The following is a 16,366-nucleotide window of genomic DNA, read 5'->3' on the forward strand; positions in this document are numbered from 1 at the left end:
CTCCCCCTGACTCACGAGGACACCACGCACCATGGACAACGCACCCGTACCCGGTATCAACGCCCAGCGCCTGCTCACCGACCTCACCCACCTCTCACAGATCGGCGCGGGCCCGGACGGCTCGGTGCACCGCATCGCCGGCAACAAGGCCGACTGGGCCGGCCGTGACTGGATCGACAAGACCATGAGGGTCTCGGGCCTTCACTCGTACTACGACGACACCGGCAATGTCTTCGCCCGCAGGAAGGCCACCGGGGGCCCCTGGCTGCTCATCGGCTCCCACGCCGACACCGTGCCCGGTGGCGGCCATCTGGACGGCGCGTACGGGGTGATCGCGGCCATGGAGGTGCTGCGCACCCTGCACGAGACGGGACATCCCATGGCCGACCACGTGGAGACCGTCGCCTGGTTCGACGAGGAGGGGGTGACCCCGGCGTCCAACGGCGGGCTGGTCGGCTCGACCGCGCTGACCAGGGACCCGCACGCGGACGAGCTCGTCGGATATCTGGAGCTCCACGTCGAACAGGGCCCGCGCATGGAGGCGTCCGGACTCGAACTGTCCCCGGTGACCGGCATCGTCGGCGTGCGCCGCTACACCCTCACCGCCCGCGGCCAGGAGAACCACGCGGGGACCACGCCGTTCCATCTGCGGTCCGACGCGGGGCGCGTCGCCTCCCGTATGGCGGCTGCCCTGCGGGACATCTGCACCGAGGCGGACCCGTTCTCCATCGGCAACGCGGGGGTCATCGCGTTCGGACCGGGCGCGGCGAACGTCGTGCCCGGCACGGCGCGCACCGAGATCGAGATCCGGGCAGGCGAGGACAGCACTCTCGATCTCATCGAGGCGGAGCTGCGGGACCGCCTGGCGCAGGTCGCCGTGGAGGAGTCCTGCACCGCGACGCTCGACCGCACCTCGGCGAAGCCGGCCGCGCAGTTCGACAAGCGGCTGGTGGACACCGTGGACGAGGTGTGCCGGAGCCGCACGAAGGCGTCCGAGCCGCTGCTGTCCTACGCAGGTCACGACGCGAGCGTCATCAGCACCCGGCTGCCGACCGCGATGCTCTTCGTGCCCTCCACCGGAGGCTTCTCCCACTCGAACCGGGAGCACACCCCCGACAACCAGCTGGTCCTCGGCACTCAGGCCCTGCTGGACGCGGTGGTACGGGTGAGCGCGCTGCTGCTGCACACCGCGGAGAACGACGTGGTCCTCGCCGCTTGACCGCTTCACCGGACGAGGCGCGTACGGGCGGGGCCGGCACCGGGCCCCGCCCGCCGCCAAACCCCGTCCCACCAGCGGGAGTTCAACGGATTGTTGAATTCCACCCGGTCGCCACCGGAGCCTTGACAGGGCTCCCGCACCGGCGACTACGCTCACCCCCGGAAAGTTTATTCCGCATAGTGGAATGAAAGCGTTCACCGCTACCCCGGGACTACCCCATGCCTCCTGTGCCCAAGCCCCGTCCGGTCACCGGCGCCCTGCTCCCCCTCATCGGGACTCTCCCGTTCATCGGGATCCTCGGCGGCATCTGGTTCGCCGACCGCGTGACGCCCTACGTCCTCGGAATGCCCTTCATCCTGTTCTGGATCGTCCTGTGGGTGGCCCTGATCTCCGTGACCATGGCTGTGATCTACAAGCTCGACCCCCGCAACCGCGAGGAGCACCAGGCATGACCGCACTCGTCGTCATCCTCGGCTTCCTCCTGGTCGCGATCTGCCTGGGCCTGCAGGCCCGGCGCGGCAAGGAGATGGACCTCGAAGAGTGGTCGGTCGGCGGTCGCAGCTTCGGGACGACCTTCGTCTTCCTGCTGCTCGCCGGAGAGATCTACACCACCTTCACCTTCCTCGGCGCCTCGGGCTGGGCGTACGGGAAGGGCGGCCCCGCCCTGTACATCCTCTGTTACGGCGCACTGGCCTACGTGATGTCGTACTGGCTGCTGCCGTCGATCTGGCGTTACGCCAAGGAGCACCGCCTGGTCTCCCAGTCCGACTTCTTCGCCAAGAAGTTCGACAGCCCGCTGCTCGGCGCGCTGGTCGCCCTGGTCGGCGTCGTGGCGATGATCCCGTACCTGGTACTCCAGCTCACCGGCATGGGGATCATCGTCTCGGAGGCCTCCTACGGCCATATCCCCAAGACCCTGGCCGTGATCATCGGGACGGTCGCCCTGACCGTGTACGTGACCGTCTCGGGCATCCACGGTTCGGCCTGGACCGCGGTCCTCAAGGACGTACTGATCCTCTCGGTGGTCCTGTTCCTCGGTATCTACCTGCCGCTGCACTACTCCGGCGGCGTCGGCCACATGTTCCACACCATCGATGCCACGAAGCCCGGGTTCCTGACCCTCCAGCACAGCGGCCTCAGCCCGGCCTGGTTCGTCTCGACGGTCCTGCTCTCCACGCTGGGCTTCTACATGTGGCCGCACTCGTTCAGCGCGTCCTACAGCGCGCGGAACGAGCGGGTGTTCCGGCGCAACGCCATCTTCATGCCGCTCTACCAACTCGTCCTGCTCTTCGTCTTCCTGGCCGGATTCGCCGCGCTGATCGCCGTGCCCGGTCTCAAGGGGGCCGACGCGGACCTGTCGCTGCTGCGGATCAGCGTGAAGTCCTTCGACCCGTGGTTCGTGGGTGTCATCGGCGGAGCAGGTGTGCTCACCGCGCTGGTCCCCGGGTCGCTGCTCCTGCTGACCTCGGCGACCTGCCTCGCCAAGAACGTCTACAAGCTCGCCCGCCCGGCGACGACCGACCAGTCGGTGGGCAGGCTGGCCAAGCTGCTCGTGCCCGTACTGGCGCTGATCGCCCTGTTCTTCACCCTCAACGGCGGCAGCAGCATCGTGAACCTGATGCTCATGGGCTACTCCCTGGTGACCCAGCTCTTCCCCGCGCTCCTGGTCAGCCTGGGGCCGCGCAGGCCGGTCAGCAAAGAGGGTGCGGCCGCGGGCATCGTGGTGGGTGTCCTGATCGTCGGCGCGGTGACCGTCTCCGGTGCCACGGTCGGCAGTCTGCTGCCGGGGCTGCCGCAGGCGGTCAAGGACCTCAACGTCGGCGTCATCGCCCTGCTGGTCAACACCCTCGTGATGTTCGCCGTATCGGCGGTCACGCGCAGCACGGCGGGCGGGGGCGCAGCGGAGACACCGGCGGCGAAGGACGGGCTGTCCGCGGCTCACTGACGCTCACCGCGCCGGTGCGCGCCGCCCGCCCGGGGCCCGTCCCGGCCGTCCGCCCCCAGCCCGGGGCGGACGGCCGCGAGCCACGCCGGTGGGCCTGGCATACGTGCCGCGGGACAGTACAGGCACCAAGATCGTGGCTCGGCCGGCTCGGCCTCCGCGCCGGTCCCGCCACCGGTTTCCCGGCCGGGGCGCGACGGCTCCCGGCGTGCGCCCGGGAGGGGCCGGGAGACCCCCCGACGAAAGGCCGAACCCTGTGTCCTCGCACTCCGTGAGCGATTCCGACCCCGGCCGGGGCGGCACATCCGGCAGCGCGGACGGCCCCGACCCGCGGCGCTGGAAGGCGCTCGGCGTGTGCCTGATCGCCGGCTTCATGACGCTCCTGGACGTGTCCATCGTCAACGTCGCGCTGCCCTCGATCCGCGAGGGCCTGCACACCCCCGAGTCCGACCTGCAGTGGGTGCTGTCCGGGTACGCACTCGCCTTCGGTCTGTTCCTCATCCCCTCAGGGCGGCTGGGTGACGCGAGAGGCCGCCGCGCGGTGTTCATGGTGGGCCTCGCCCTCTTCACCCTCGCGTCGGCGGCCTGCGGGGCCGCCCAGTCCAGTACCTGGCTGGTGATCGCGAGGCTCGTGCAGGGCGTGGCGGGCGGACTGATCTCGCCTCAGATCTCCGCGCTGATCCAGCAGATGTTCTCCGGCCGCGAGCGCGGCAGGGCCTTCGGGATGTTCGGGACCGTGGTGGGGATCTCGACCGCCGTGGGGCCCCTGCTGGGCGGCCTCCTGATCCAGGCGGCCGGCCCGGAGGAGGGGTGGCGGTGGGTCTTCTACGTCAACCTTCCGCTGGGCGCCGTCTGCCTCCCGCTGGCCAGGCGGCTCCTGCCCGACACCCCGGCGGCGGGCCGGGTGCGCCTGCGCGACCTGGACCCCCTCGGTGTGTTCCTGCTCGGCGCCGGTGTGCTGGCGCTGCTGCTGCCCTTCGTCCAGTCCCAGCAGTGGCACGGCCCGCTGAAGTGGCTGCTCCTCCCGGTCGCGGTGCTGCTGCTCGGCGGTTTCACCCGGTGGGAGTCCCGCTGTTCCTCGCACGGCATCGAGCCGGTACTGAACATGGCGCTCTTCCGGGTGCGCTCGTACTGGCTGGGATGTCTGCTGATCCTGCTGTACTTCGCCGGGTTCACCTCCATCTTCTTCATCAGCACGCTCTATCTGCAGAGCGGGCTGCACTACAGCGCACTGCTCGCGGGGCTGGCCATCACCCCTTTCGCCCTCGGCTCCGGAGCCACGGCCGCCCTGGGGGGCCGGCTGGTGAGCCGCTTCGGCCGGCCCCTCATCGCCGTCGGGCTGGCCATGGTGGCGGTCGGGCTGGGCGGCACGGCCCTGGCGGTGCACATGGTGCCGGGCCACGGCGCGGGGTGGGCGATGGCAGCGCCACTGTTGCTGGCGGGGCTGGGCAGCGGCCTGGTCATCGCCCCCAACCAGACGCTGACGCTGTCGGAGGTCCCGGTGGCGATGGGGGGCAGCGCGGGAGGCACGCTCCAGACCGGACAGCGGGTGGGTTCGGCGATCGGCATCGCCGCGGTGGGCTCGGTCTTCTTCGCCCAGGTGACGGAGGGCTGGCCGACCGCCTACGACCACGGGCTGATCGTGTCGGTCGCGTTCGTGATCGCCGCGCTGGTCAGTGCGGTGGCGGACATCGGCGCAAGCCGGCTCAGGCGCACGTGAGGTGTGCGGGAGGGGCTCCCGGAAAAGGATCGCCCAAGATTCCCCCAGCCCCTGGCCGGGTCGAGGGAACTCTTGAGTCTTTGCAGGTCAGAGGTTTTGACGGCAGACGAGCCGGCCTGTACGCCGGGTTCTGTCGCCCGGAGACCTCGCGGTCGCCGGGGAGACGGCCATCCATCTACGACCGGCATTGCTGCCGGCCTCCTGCGGTCTACCCGCGGACTCGGGCGAGCAGCCCTCGAACGTCCGCGCAAAGCCGTCTTGCGACGGCCTCTCCTGACCTTGCTCCAGGTGGGGTTTACCTAGCCGCCTGAGTCACCTCAGGCGCTGGTGGTCTCTTACACCACCGTTTCACCCTTACCGGGGGCCTTGCGGACCCCGGCGGTCTGTTTTCTGTGGCACTGTCCCGCGGGTCACCCCGGGTGGCCGTTAGCCACCACCTTGCTCTGCGGAGCCCGGACGTTCCTCGGGAAGATCCACAAGGACCCTCACGCGGCCGTCCGGCCGACTCGTCTGCCGTACGGCCATGCTACCCGGCGGACCGGGGCCGCCGGACCGGGAGCGCGGCCGGCGCTCCAGACGAAGTCGGCGGTCTCCAGCTCGATCAGCTCCGCGCGGAAGCCCTCCGGCGCCCCCAGCGCCAGGAAGCCCTCCAGCAGGACCTCTGCCTGCGTGAGCGGTTCATGCGGCATGGCGGTCATGTCACGCCCCTTCCCCGGTCGCCCGCCAGAGTGGGACATCAACTGGTCCACCGTCCGTGAGATGGGAGATCTTCCCCGATCGTGGCACAGGCCGGCACGGCCGAGGCGCTGTCCGGTGTCTCCGGGTCGGAGGAGCCGGGGCGCCGGGGCGTTGGGGGCGGGACGGCGCGGCCGGGCGTGCGGGAGCCCCTCTACCCTGGACGGACGCTGCTGTCCGTACGTGAGGAGACCTGCTGTGCTCGTGCTCTTGCCGCCGTCCGAGGGGAAGGCCGTGAGCGGCTCCGGCGCCCCGCTGAAGCCGGAGTCCCTCTCACTGCCCGGGCTGGCCGGGACGCGGGCCGCCGTGCTGGACGAGCTCGTCGAGCTGTGCGCGGCCGACGAGGAGAAGGCGCGCGAGGTGCTCGGGCTGAGCGAGGGGCTGCGCGGTGAGGTCGCCAAGAACGCCGGTCTGCGGACCGCGGGCGCCCGGCCCGCCGGACAGATCTACACCGGAGTGCTGTACGACGCGCTGGACCTCGCCTCGCTCGACGCGTCGGCGCTGCGGCGCGCCGGGGACGCGCTGCTGGTCTTCTCGGGGCTGTGGGGCGCGGTGCGGATCGGCGACCGGATTCCCTCGTACCGCTGCTCGATGGGCGTGAAGCTGCCCGGCCTCGGCGCGCTGGGGCCTTACTGGCGCGAGCCGATGGCCGCGGTCATGCCGGAGGCAGCGGGCGACGGGCTGGTGCTCGACCTCCGGTCCGCCGCCTACGCCTCGGCGTGGAAGCCGAAGGGGGAGGTCGCCGACCGTACGGCGTCGGTACGCGTGCTCCACGCGCCGACCCGGAAGGTCGTCAGTCACTTCAACAAGGCGACGAAGGGGCGGATCGTGCGGGACCTGCTCCTCGCGGGCGCCGCACCGGCCGGTCCTGGCGAGCTGGTGGAAGCCTTGCGGGAGCTGGGCTACGTGGTGGAGACCCCGGCGCCGGTGAAACCGGGGAAGCCCTGGCAGCTGGATGTGCTGGTGGACGAGATCCACTGACCGCGCTCCGCGCGCGTTGCACGGTGTGCAACGCGCGTTGCGCAGGGCGTGTGTGCCGGGGCAGGATGCCGGTATGACTTCCGTGCTTGACCTCGCCCCCGTCGTTCCTGTTGTCGTCATCGACGATGCCGCCGCTGCCGTGCCGCTGGCGCGGGCCCTGGTCTCGGGCGGGCTGCCCGCCATCGAGGTGACGCTGCGGACCCCGGCCGCGCTCGACGCGATCCGCGCCATAGCCGCCGAGGTGCCGGAGGCCGTCGTCGGCGCCGGCACCGTGATCTCCCCCGACGGTGTCGCGCAGGCCGTGTCCGCCGGGTCGAAGTTCCTGGTCAGCCCCGGCTGGTCGGACCGGCTGCTCGGCGCGATGACCCAGTCCGGTGTGCCGTTCCTGCCGGGCGTCTCCACCACATCGGAGGTGGTGGAGCTCCTGGAGCGCGGCATCACCGGGATGAAGTTCTTCCCCGCCGAGGCCGCGGGCGGTACGGCCTACCTCAAGTCCCTGGGCGGACCGCTGCCGCAGGCGAGGTTCTGCCCCACCGGCGGCATCTCACTGGCGTCGGCGCCCTCGTACCTGGCCCTGCCGAACGTGGCGTGCGTCGGTGGCACGTGGATGCTGCCCGCCGATGCGGTGGCGGCACGGGACTGGGACCGGGTCGAGCAGCTGGCCCGCGGCGCGGCCGCGCTGCGCGGCTGAACCGCCGCGGGCCCGGCCCCGCACGGCCGGGCCCGCGGTCCCGCCCTGTGTCCGCCCGGCTCAGCGCAGGTGCGACGTGTCGTTCAGCAGCCGTACGGAGGCGTTCCCGTCGGCGTAGTACGCCACGGTCGAGACGGAGGCCGCCGACAGCTCCATCCGGAACAGCGACTCCGGCGGTGCTCCCAGGGCGAGCCGCACCAGTGTCTTGATCGGTGTGACGTGCGTGACGAGCAGCGCGGTCGTCCCCCGGTGGCGGGCGATCAGGCGGTCGCGGGCCGCCGCGACCCTGCGGGCCACCGTCGCGAAGCTCTCGCCGCCGCCGGTGGGCGCCGCCTTCGGTGAGGCGAGCCAGGCGTCCAGGTCGGCCGGGTACTGTGCGCGCACCTCGCCGAAGGTCAGCCCCTCCCACGCGCCGAAGTCCGTCTCGCGCAGCCCCTCGTCGATCCGTACCTCCAGGCCCAGCCGGCCGGCGACGGCCTGAGCCGTCTCCCGGCAGCGGCGCAGCGGCGAGGAGACGACCGCCTCGATGGTGGAGCGGTCCGCGAACGCGGCGGCCGCGTCGGCGGCCTGCTCCCGGCCGGCCGATGACAGCTCCGGGTCCGTGCCTCCGCTGCCGGAGAACCGCTTCTGCGGAGTGAGCGCCGTCTCGCCGTGGCGCAGCAGGACGAAGGTCGCGGGGGCGCCCAGGTCGGCCGTGGCTCCCCAGCCGACGGACGGGGCAGCGGTGGATTCGCCACCGGCCGCCGGTGCCGCCGGGCGGGCAGCCGCGGACTCCCGCTCCCCCGCACCGCGGGCGGTGAGGTCCGCCGTCGACGCGGACGGCTCCCACTGCCTGCCGTCGCGGCCCGCGTCCATCGCCTCGTTGGCGAGCCGGTCCGCGTGCTTGTTCTGCGCGCGCGGGATCCACTCGTACGTCACCTGCGCCCGGGGCAGCACCGCCGCCGCGGCGGCGGCCAGCGGTTTCATGTCGGGGTGCCTGATCTGCCAGCGGCCCGACATCTGCTCGACGACGAGCTTGGAGTCCATCCGGACCCTGATCCGGGCGGACGGGTCCAGCGCGACGGCGGCGCGCAGCCCGGCGATCAGGCCCCGGTACTCGGCCACGTTGTTCGTCGCGATGCCGATGTACTGGGCGTCCTCGGCGAGGGTCTCCCCGGTGGCCGGGTCGAGCACGACGGCGCCGTAGCCCGCGGGCCCCGGGTTCCCCCGGGATCCGCCGTCCGCCTCGACGACGAACTCCCGCATCAGATGCCCGAGTCGGCCGTACGCACCAGGATGCGGCGGCAGTTCTCGCACCGCAGCACCGTATCGGGGGACGCGGCCTTGACCTCGTTCACCTCGGTGATGTTGAGCTCCAGGCGGCAGCCCTCGCAGCGGCGCTGGTAGAGCCGGGCCGCGCCGACACCGCCCTGCTGCTCGCGCAGCTTCTCGTAGAGCTTCATCAGGTCGGCGGGGACCGAACCGGCCACGATCTCGCGCTCCTTGGTGAGCGTGGCGCTCTCGCGGTCGATCTCCGCTGCGGCCACGTCACGGCGCTCGGTGGCGTCGGCCGCCTTGGCCTCGACGGACGAGACGCGCTCGGTGAGCTCGGTGGCCCGCTCCTGCGCGGACTCGCGGCGCTCCATGACCTCCAGGACCACGTCCTCCAGGTCGCCCTGGCGCTTGGCGAGCGAGGTGATCTCGCGCTGGAGGTTCTCCAGGTCCTTGGGCGAGCTGACCGCACCGGAGTCGAGGCGCTGCTGGTCGCGGAGCGAGCGCTGGCGGACCTGGTCGACGTCCTGCTCGGCCTTGGTCTGCTCGCGGGCGGTGTCGCTCTCCTCGGTCTGCACGGCGACGCGCAGGTCACGGAGCTGGGTGAGGTCCTTGGTCAGGGAGTCGATCTCGGCGTGCTCCGGCAGTGACTTGCGCCGGTGCGCGAGCTGCGAGAGGCGTACGTCGAGGGACTGGACGTCGAGAAGTCGGATCTGGTCGGCGTGCGCGGCGTTCAGTTGGGGGCTCCAGAATGATCGGTTGCGGTGGACGCCGCGTGGGCGGTCCAGGGGTCTGTGACCGTACGGGACACGTGGGTGCGCAGACCCCATCCGTTGCGGTCGGAAATCTCGTCGAGCTGGGCCGCGGCCTGGGTGCACCAGGGCCACTCGGTGGCCCAGTGTGCCGCGTCGAGCAGGCCGAGCGGCGACTGCTGCACGGCCTCGGACACGGGGTGGTGGCGCAGGTCGGCGGTGAGGAGGGCATCGACCCCGGCGGCGCGCGCCCGGTCGAAGAGGCTGTCGCCGGACCCGCCGCTGACCGCGACCGTGCGCACGAGCGCGTCCGGGTCGCCCGCTGCGCGGACTCCCTGGGCGGTGGCGGGCAGCCGGGCCGCCGCCAGCGCGGCGAAGTCCCGCAGCGGCAGCGGGTGGTCCAGCTCGCAGACGCGGCCGAGCCCCCGGCGGCCGAGCGGGTCGGTGGGGTCGGGAACGAGCGGGCCCACCACCCGCAGGTCCAGTGCGCCCGCCAGGGCGTCGGAGACCCCCGGATCGGCGGTGTCGGCATTGGTATGGGCGACGTGCAGGGCGATGCCGTGCCGGATCAGGGTGTGGACGACCCGGCCCTTGAAGGTGCCGGCGGCGACCGTCGTCGTACCGCGCAGATAGAGGGGGTGGTGCGTGACGACGAGCTGGGCGCCCAGCCGTACGGCCTCGTCGGCGATCTCCTGGACGGGATCGACGGCGAAAAGGACGCGGTCGACCGTGTCGTCGGGGTCGCCGCAGACCGTGCCGACGGCGTCCCAGGATTCGGCGCGCTCGGGCGGCCACAGGGCGTCGAGTGCGGAGAGGACTTCAGACAGACGGGGCACGGTTACAGGTTACCTGCGCTCCGTACCCCGGCTGCCGGTCGGTCCCGCCCCGCCCGCTGTCCTACTTGACGAGGTAGCCCTGGAGGTCGTCGAGGACCTTGTTGGCCGCCGTCACACCGAGACCGAGGTACCAGGTCTCGTCGGGGACGTTCTTCGCCTGTCCGTCCCTGACCGCCCCGAGGTTCTTCCAGAGCGGATTGGCCTGGACGGTGTCCCGCTTCGTGGCCTTGGGGTCGCCGTACACGCCGGTGAAGATCCAGTCGGCGTCCGCAGAGTCGATCTTCTCAGGGCTGATCTCCACCGCGAGGTCCTTGACCTGCTGGCTCTTGGGCCGCGGCAGCCCGGCGTCCTTGAGGATGGTGCCGATGAAGGAGTCCTCCGCGTAGAGGCGGATCCGGTCGGGCATGTAGCGGACCATCGAGATGACCGGCTTGTGGGCGCCGACGTCGGTCCCCAGCTTCTTCGCGCGCTTCTCGTACGCGCCGAGCTCGGCCTCGGCCGCCGCGGTCCGGTCCAGGGCCGCGGCGTTCAGCAGGTAGTTCTGCTTCCAGGTGAAGCCCGGGCGGATGGAGAAGACGGTCGGTGCGATCTTCTTGAGCTGGTCGTACTTGTCCGCGGCGCGCAGCTGGCTGCCCAGGATCAGGTCCGGGTGGAGGTTGGCGATGGCCTCCAGGTTGAGGCTGTTGATGGTGCCCACGTTCTTCGGGTGGCCCGCGTTCTTCTTCAGGTAGCCGGGGATGCCCTCGCTCCCCTCGGTGGGTGCGTAGCCGACCGGCTTGATGCCGAGGGAGACGACGTTGTCCAGCTCACCGACGTCGAGCACGACGACCCGCTGGGGCTTCGCCTTGATCACTGTCTTGCCCATGGCCTGGGTGATGGTGCGGGGGAACCGGCCGGGCTTGGCGTCGGTGCCCAGCGCGGCGGTCTTCTGCGCCGCTTCGCCGAAGTCCTTGCCCCCGGTGGCCACGTCCTTCTTCGCCGCCGCGCCGGCCTTGCCCGAGCCCGGACCGCCGTCGTCGCTGTCGCTGCTCCCGCAGGCGGTGAGGGCGAGCGCGCCGGTGAGCGCGAGGGCGGCGGCAGCGGTGCTGCGGCGACGTACGGACATGGCGAAGCTCCTGACAGGGACCACTTAGGTGTGCCTTACCTTAACGTTCTCTCATTTTCCCAGCACACCGGCCCCCTCCCCCTCAGCCGAACCCCAGGACAGCCACCCTTATGTGTGAAGCGACAGTGCCCCTCCGGCTCGGCAGGACGTGCGAAAACTAGCTTCGGTGTCCGGAGGTGACCGGTATATGACGGCCTCGGCCACGAAGACCGCGACAGAGACCGCCGTGAGGACCGCCCCGCAGGGCGGCACGGAGAACGGTGCACGACACCTGGCGCAGAGCCGTGCCCGGAGCACCGGGTACGGCGCGCCGGCGGGAACGGACCTCACCATCGCCGGCGACGGGTCCTACGCGGCCCGGCTGGCCCGCCGCAGCGGGGACGCCTGGTTCCCCGAGCGCTGGACCCTGGACGGCCCGGAGCCCTACGCGGTGGAACTGCCCGGCCATCAGCCCGAGGAGCCCTGCTCCGACGTGCTGCCGATGGCCGACGGGCGGGTGCTGATCCGGCGGTCGGTGGACGGACGGCACGCCTTCTCCCTGCTGTACCCGACCGGACCGGACACCGGTGAACTGCCGCTCGGCGCCGTCGAGTGCGGGCGGCTGACCCTGCTGCCCCCGGCGCCGGGCGGCAGCCGTGCGTACGCACTCGCGCCCGGCGCACACTCGACCACGGTCTGGCTGGTGGCGGGCGGCGCCTTCGGCCCCGAGCACATCGCCGAGGTGCCCGGGCGCTGCACCGGCGGGGTGTGGCTGGACCGTACGGGCCGGATGCTGGCGCTCGACCGGGAGACGGGCGGGGTCACCAAGACGGTCGCGGTCGACCTGGAGCGGGGCGGGGAGGTCTCCCCGCTGCTCCAGATCGCCGACGGCAGCGACGACCGCCTGCTGTTGGCGGACCCGGACAGCGGACTGCTGCTCGTACGGTCGGACGCGCCCGGGGACGAGCGGCTCGGGTGGGGCGTGCTGGGGAGCCGGCGGCCCGTCAGGTTCCCGGAGTGCCTCCGGGTGGAGGACGCGGTGGTGACGCCGTTCGCCGTGCAGCCGGGGCAGGTGCTCATGCCGGAGAGCTGCGGGGTCGCGCTGCGGATCGCTGACGCGGCGGGCAGCCGACTCGGTGTGTGGCGCCCCGCGGGACGGCGGCTGCTGCAACGTGCCGCCCCCGAGGGGTGGTTGGCGGGTGCGGGGCTGTGGAGCGCGGAGGGGGTGCTCCGACTGCCCTGCACCACGGGGGCGGCGCCCGTCGGCGTGGTGGACATCCGGCCACTCGACGGGCTGCCGCTCGATCTCAGGATGGAGCCGTCCGGCGACCGGGCCACAGAACCCGCACAAACGGAAGACGCTGGTCAGGAACCATGTACAGCCCAGGTGACTCCTCCTGTGTGCAAGCCCGTACCGTTGCAGCAGGCGCCTCTGACGAGTCGCTCGCAGCCTGGCCGAAACCGCGGGTCTGCGCACGCAACGGTGGTCGCACGCTCATGATCACCGCGAGCACGGCACAGCACGGCAAAGAAGCAATCACAGCGATTTGACGGGGGAGATTTCCCATCATGTCTGAAGCCAGGACCGACACCGCCCAGTCGCGCCCGCAGCCTGCGGCCGCCGGCCGGGGCGAAGCCGGAGGCTCCGGAAAGCACCGGGGGGGTACGGCGCCCACCGAGGCGTCGCAGGCGGAGACCCACGGCCGCCACCGCCGTTCGGGGGAACAGCACTCGAACGCGGCCTGAACGGTCCGCATCGCAGGACCGTTCAGCCATCACCGGGAGGGCCGGCCACCGTATCCGCGGGGGCCGGTCCTCCCGGCCTGTGCAGGCCCGCCACGCGTGGGCCGCAGGCGGGAGGAGCCGGGGCAGGGCAGGCGTACGTGCCGCTCCGCCACCGGACCGCTCCACCGCCGGACCGCGCCGTGGTCAGCCGTGCTTGAGGCCCAGCACCTCGGCGGCGGCGAAGGTCTCGTCCGGCGGGCGGTCCGCGTAGTAGGGCGAGAGCGCCTCGTCCAGTTCCTCGTACGTGAAGACCGTCTTCGCCGTGTCGAACTTGGCCGCCACCCTGGGGCGTTCCACCACGGCCACCATTCCCCCGTGCACCACGAGCAGCTGGCCGTTGACCTTCGCGGCCGCCGGGGACGCGAGGTAGCCGACGAGCGGAGACACGTGCTCGGGCGCCAGCGGATCGAGCTCCCCCGCGACGGGCTCACCGAAGCCCGCGAACACGTCCTCGGTCATCCGGGTCCTGGCCCGCGGGCAGATCACGTTGGCGGTCACTCCGTACTTGGCCAGTGCCAGCGCCGTCGAGGTGGTGAGCCCCACGATGCCGCCCTTGGCCGCCGCGTAGTTCGGCTGGCCCGCCGAGCCCGCGAGGAACGCCTCCGACGACGTGTTCACGATGCGGCCGTGGACCGGGCCGCCCGCCGCCTTCGACCGCTCGCGCCAGTGCGCAGAGGCGAAGTGGGTGGTGTTGAAGTGCCCCTTGAGGTGCACCCGGATGACCGAGTCCCACTCGCTCTCGGTCATCGAGAAGACCATCCGGTCCCGCAGGATCCCCGCGTTGTTGACCAGGATGTCGAGCTTTCCGTAGGTGTCGACGGCCAACTGCACCAGCGCACGGGCCTGTTCGTGGTCGGCGACGTCGCCGATGTGGGCGACCGCCTGTCCGCCCGCCGCGCGGATCTCGGCGGCGGCCTCCTCGGCGGGAGCGGCGGACGCGTCGCCTGAGCCGTCGCGGCCGGGCCTGCCGGAGTCATTGACGACGACACTCGCGCCGAGCCGGGCGAGTTCGAGCGCTTCGGCGCGGCCGAGGCCGCGGCCGGCCCCGGTGACGATCGCGGACAGGCCATCAAGGGGCAAGGACATGGACGAGCTCTCCTTACGGGTCTGCGGGCGTCCGCAGCATTCCGGGCGCTCCCGGTGCTCCGGCCGTTCGGTGTACTCGGTGCGTCCCGGGTGCGGGCGTTCCGGGTGCGGGCGTTCCGGTCTCGGGTGCTCCGGGTGTCAGATCTCGATGCAGGTGCGCAGCGCCTCACCGGAGCGCATCTGGTCCAGGGCGTCGTTGATCCCGGCGAGTTTCACCCGGTGGGTGATCAGGCCTTCCAGGTCGATCCGGCCCGACCGCCAGAGCGAGATGGCCCGCTCGTACGAACGGACCACGTCGCCGCCGCCGTACATGGAGGGCAGGATCCGCTTCTCGTCGAAGAACAGCTCGAACATGTTGAGCTGGAGGAAGTCGTCCATGGCGCCCGCGCCCACGATGCAGAGGGTGCCGCCGCGCCGGGTCGTCTCGTACGCCGTGCGGGCGGTGGCCGACTTCCCGACGACCTCGAAGACGTAGTCGAAGCCCTCCCCCGCCGTGACGCGCTGCTTGGCGTCGTTCAGCGCGTCCGGCGCCACGGCTTCCGTCGCGCCGAAGGCCAGCGCCGCCTCCCGGCGTGAGGCCACCGGGTCGACGGCGATGATCTGCGACGCACCCCTGAGCCGTGCGCCCTGGATGGCGGAGATACCGACACCTCCGCAGCCGATCACGGCGACCGAGGAACCGGCTTCCACCTTCGCGGTGTTGATGGCGGCGCCCAGCCCGGTGGTCACCCCGCAGCCGATGAGCGCGGCGATCTCGAACGGCACGTCGTCGGGGATCGGCACCGCGCACCCGGCACCCACGACGACCTCCTCGGTGAAGGTGCCGGTCCCGGCGAAACCGAAGACGTCGCCGCCGGGGCGCTTGAAGTTGGGGGTGCCCGCGTTCATGAACCCGGCGAGGCAGAGCTCGGTCTGGCCGCGCTTGCAGGCCGGACAGGCACCGCAGGCGGGCAGCCAGCAGATCACCACCCGGTCACCCGTGGCGACGCCGGTGACCCCGTCGCCGACGTCGATGACCTCGCCCGCACCCTCGTGCCCCGGGACGAACGGCGCGGGCTGCGGCAGCACCCCGTTCATCGCCGAGACGTCCGAGTGGCAGAGGCCGGTGGCCCTGACCCTGATCCTGACCTTGCCGGGTCCGAAACCCACCGCCTCGATGTCGTCGAGGACTTCGAGCTTGTCCTGGCCGATCTCGTGCAGTACGGCTGCGCGCATGGTGCGGCTCCTCACATACGACTGGATCTGATGGATCAGGGCGTGCGGGCGGCCGGGTCAGTGGTGGGTGACGACGGTGTCCGCGAGAACCGGCGCCTCGTCCCGCTCGACGGCCGCGACCGCCACCTGGACCCGCCCCGGCGACTGCCACATCCGGATCCGGAGGGTCTCGCCGGGGAAGACGACCCCGGCGAAGCGGGTGGTGTACGAGTCGACACGGGTCACATCGCCGCCCAGCACCGCGTCGACCACGGCCTTGAGCGTCATTCCGTACGAGCAGAGCCCGTGCAGGATGGGGCGGTCGAACCCCGCGAGCTTGGCGAACTCCGGGTCGGCGTGGAGCGGATTCCAGTCGCCGGAGAGCCGGTAGAGCAGCGCCTGGTCCTCGCGGACCGGGCGGTCCTCGGTGCGGTCCGGGGCCCGGCCGGGGAGGGCGGTCCTGGTGGAGGGGCCGCGCTCGCCGCCGAAGCCGCCCTCCCCGCGTACGAAGATCTGCGCGTCACTGGTCCACAACGGGCCCTGTGCGTCGGAGACTTCGGAGCGCAGCACGATGACGGCCGCCTTCCCCTTGTCGTACACCGCCCGGACCCGGGAGCTGGAGACCGCCGACCCCCCGACGGGAATCGGCCGGTGCAGCACGATGCTCTGTCCGCCGTGCAGAACGGCCGCCAGGTTCACATCGATCCCCGGTGCGGCGAGCCCGCCCATCAGCGCCATGCCGGCGCCCGCGACGGTCGCGAAGCTGGGCAGGACGTGGAGCCTGGACTCCAGGGTGTAGCGCAGCTCGTCGGCGCCGGTGGGCGGCCGGCCCGCGCCGATTCCCAGGTGGTAGAGCTGGATGTCCTTGTGGTCCCAGGCGATCTCGCCGGAGCGGGGCTCCGCTGCGATGGCCTCTGCGGCATCGATGGGCATGGGGCAGGCGCTCCTTGACGGTGGAAAGACCTCGGTGCGACCGTCCGCACCGTCAGGCGCACCGAGGTCGTACGGGACCGGCTTCCCGCGCCCTTCTAGAACGCGTTCTAGGCCGATGGCCCCATGTATAACGCACCCCTCACGAGTTGTGAAGGCT

General features: G+C 71.7%; 15 protein-coding genes, 1 other RNA gene and 1 pseudogene. 8 read left to right on the forward strand and 9 right to left on the reverse strand.

Annotated features, from left to right (window positions below):
* Nucleotides 1–31: 31 nt before the first annotated feature.
* The 4 genes from OG917_RS09825 (at nucleotide 32) to OG917_RS09840 (ending at nucleotide 4,881) form a co-directional block, all read left to right on the forward strand.
* The gene (locus OG917_RS09825) at nucleotides 32–1,219 is read left to right on the forward strand and encodes a M20/M25/M40 family metallo-hydrolase (protein WP_328317183.1); all 1,188 of its coding nucleotides are present in this window, start codon (nucleotides 32–34) and stop codon (nucleotides 1,217–1,219) included.
* 227 nt (nucleotides 1,220–1,446) lie between these two features.
* Complete coding sequence (locus OG917_RS09830) at nucleotides 1,447–1,671, forward strand: DUF3311 domain-containing protein (protein ID WP_328317184.1); 225 nt, start codon at nucleotides 1,447–1,449, stop codon at nucleotides 1,669–1,671.
* Nucleotides 1,668–3,164, forward strand: coding sequence for a sodium:solute symporter family protein (locus OG917_RS09835; RefSeq protein WP_328317185.1), 1,497 nt, complete (start codon nucleotides 1,668–1,670; stop codon nucleotides 3,162–3,164). The genes OG917_RS09830 and OG917_RS09835 overlap by 4 nt, the downstream gene beginning before the upstream one ends.
* 268 nt (nucleotides 3,165–3,432) lie before the next feature.
* Nucleotides 3,433–4,881: an MFS transporter gene (locus tag OG917_RS09840; RefSeq protein ID WP_328317186.1), complete on the forward strand. Its 1,449-nt coding sequence runs from the start codon at nucleotides 3,433–3,435 to the stop codon at nucleotides 4,879–4,881.
* A gap of 103 nt (nucleotides 4,882–4,984) precedes the next feature.
* Here the strand turns inward: OG917_RS09840 and rnpB are convergent.
* An RNA gene (gene rnpB, locus OG917_RS09845) (RNase P RNA component class A) lies at nucleotides 4,985–5,390 on the reverse strand.
* An 81-nt stretch (nucleotides 5,391–5,471) separates the two neighbouring features.
* A pseudogene (locus OG917_RS09850) lies at nucleotides 5,472–5,579 on the reverse strand (Uma2 family endonuclease); the annotation flags it as partial.
* A gap of 235 nt (nucleotides 5,580–5,814) precedes the next feature.
* On the opposite strand from OG917_RS09850, the gene yaaA reads away from it, so the two are divergent.
* Both yaaA and eda read left to right on the forward strand, forming a co-directional pair.
* On the forward strand, nucleotides 5,815–6,597 hold the full coding sequence (gene yaaA, locus OG917_RS09855; protein ID WP_328317187.1) for a peroxide stress protein YaaA: 783 nt from the start codon (nucleotides 5,815–5,817) through the stop codon (nucleotides 6,595–6,597).
* 73 nt (nucleotides 6,598–6,670) lie between these two features.
* Nucleotides 6,671–7,288, forward strand: a complete 618-nt coding sequence (eda, locus tag OG917_RS09860; RefSeq protein ID WP_328317188.1) for a bifunctional 4-hydroxy-2-oxoglutarate aldolase/2-dehydro-3-deoxy-phosphogluconate aldolase — start codon at nucleotides 6,671–6,673, stop codon at nucleotides 7,286–7,288.
* A gap of 60 nt (nucleotides 7,289–7,348) precedes the next feature.
* On the opposite strand, the gene OG917_RS09865 is transcribed toward eda, so the two are convergent.
* The 4 genes from OG917_RS09865 to OG917_RS09880 all read right to left on the reverse strand — a co-directional run bounded on the left by OG917_RS09865 (nucleotide 7,349) and on the right by OG917_RS09880 (nucleotide 11,232).
* Entirely contained in the window at nucleotides 7,349–8,533 is a 1,185-nt protein-coding gene (locus tag OG917_RS09865) for a bifunctional RNase H/acid phosphatase (RefSeq protein ID WP_328321765.1), read from the reverse strand.
* Nucleotides 8,533–9,276: a zinc ribbon domain-containing protein gene (locus tag OG917_RS09870; protein ID WP_328321767.1), complete on the reverse strand. Its 744-nt coding sequence runs from the start codon at nucleotides 9,274–9,276 to the stop codon at nucleotides 8,533–8,535. Before OG917_RS09870 ends, OG917_RS09865 begins: the two co-directional genes overlap by 1 nt.
* The gene (locus OG917_RS09875) at nucleotides 9,273–10,127 is read right to left on the reverse strand and encodes a Nif3-like dinuclear metal center hexameric protein (protein WP_328317189.1); all 855 of its coding nucleotides are present in this window, start codon (nucleotides 10,125–10,127) and stop codon (nucleotides 9,273–9,275) included. The genes OG917_RS09870 and OG917_RS09875 overlap by 4 nt, the downstream gene beginning before the upstream one ends.
* Before the next feature lie 61 nt (nucleotides 10,128–10,188).
* Nucleotides 10,189–11,232 (reverse strand): ABC transporter substrate-binding protein, encoded by a 1,044-nt coding sequence (locus tag OG917_RS09880; protein WP_328317190.1) that lies wholly within the window; start codon nucleotides 11,230–11,232, stop codon nucleotides 10,189–10,191.
* Nucleotides 11,233–11,419: 187 nt separating this feature from the next.
* On the opposite strand from OG917_RS09880, the gene OG917_RS09885 reads away from it, so the two are divergent.
* Together OG917_RS09885 and OG917_RS09890 are read left to right on the forward strand one after the other, a co-directional pair.
* Nucleotides 11,420–12,712 (forward strand): hypothetical protein, encoded by a 1,293-nt coding sequence (locus OG917_RS09885; protein ID WP_328317191.1) that lies wholly within the window; start codon nucleotides 11,420–11,422, stop codon nucleotides 12,710–12,712.
* A 68-nt stretch (nucleotides 12,713–12,780) separates the two neighbouring features.
* Nucleotides 12,781–12,957 (forward strand): hypothetical protein, encoded by a 177-nt coding sequence (locus tag OG917_RS09890; RefSeq protein ID WP_328317192.1) that lies wholly within the window; start codon nucleotides 12,781–12,783, stop codon nucleotides 12,955–12,957.
* Nucleotides 12,958–13,140: 183 nt separating this feature from the next.
* Here OG917_RS09890 and OG917_RS09895 read toward each other — a convergent pair whose 3' ends face one another.
* The 3 genes from OG917_RS09895 to OG917_RS09905 form a co-directional block, all read right to left on the reverse strand.
* Entirely contained in the window at nucleotides 13,141–14,082 is a 942-nt protein-coding gene (locus OG917_RS09895; RefSeq protein WP_328317193.1) for a 3-oxoacyl-ACP reductase, read from the reverse strand.
* Between the two features lie 138 nt (nucleotides 14,083–14,220).
* On the reverse strand, nucleotides 14,221–15,297 hold the full coding sequence (locus OG917_RS09900; RefSeq protein WP_328317194.1) for a Zn-dependent alcohol dehydrogenase: 1,077 nt from the start codon (nucleotides 15,295–15,297) through the stop codon (nucleotides 14,221–14,223).
* Between the two features lie 57 nt (nucleotides 15,298–15,354).
* On the reverse strand, nucleotides 15,355–16,209 hold the full coding sequence (locus OG917_RS09905; protein ID WP_328317195.1) for a MaoC/PaaZ C-terminal domain-containing protein: 855 nt from the start codon (nucleotides 16,207–16,209) through the stop codon (nucleotides 15,355–15,357).
* Nucleotides 16,210–16,366: the final 157 nt, after the last annotated feature.

This window comes from Streptomyces sp. NBC_00388 (assembly GCF_036061255.1).
In the GTDB taxonomy this organism is placed as follows: Bacteria; Actinomycetota; Actinomycetes; order Streptomycetales; family Streptomycetaceae; genus Streptomyces.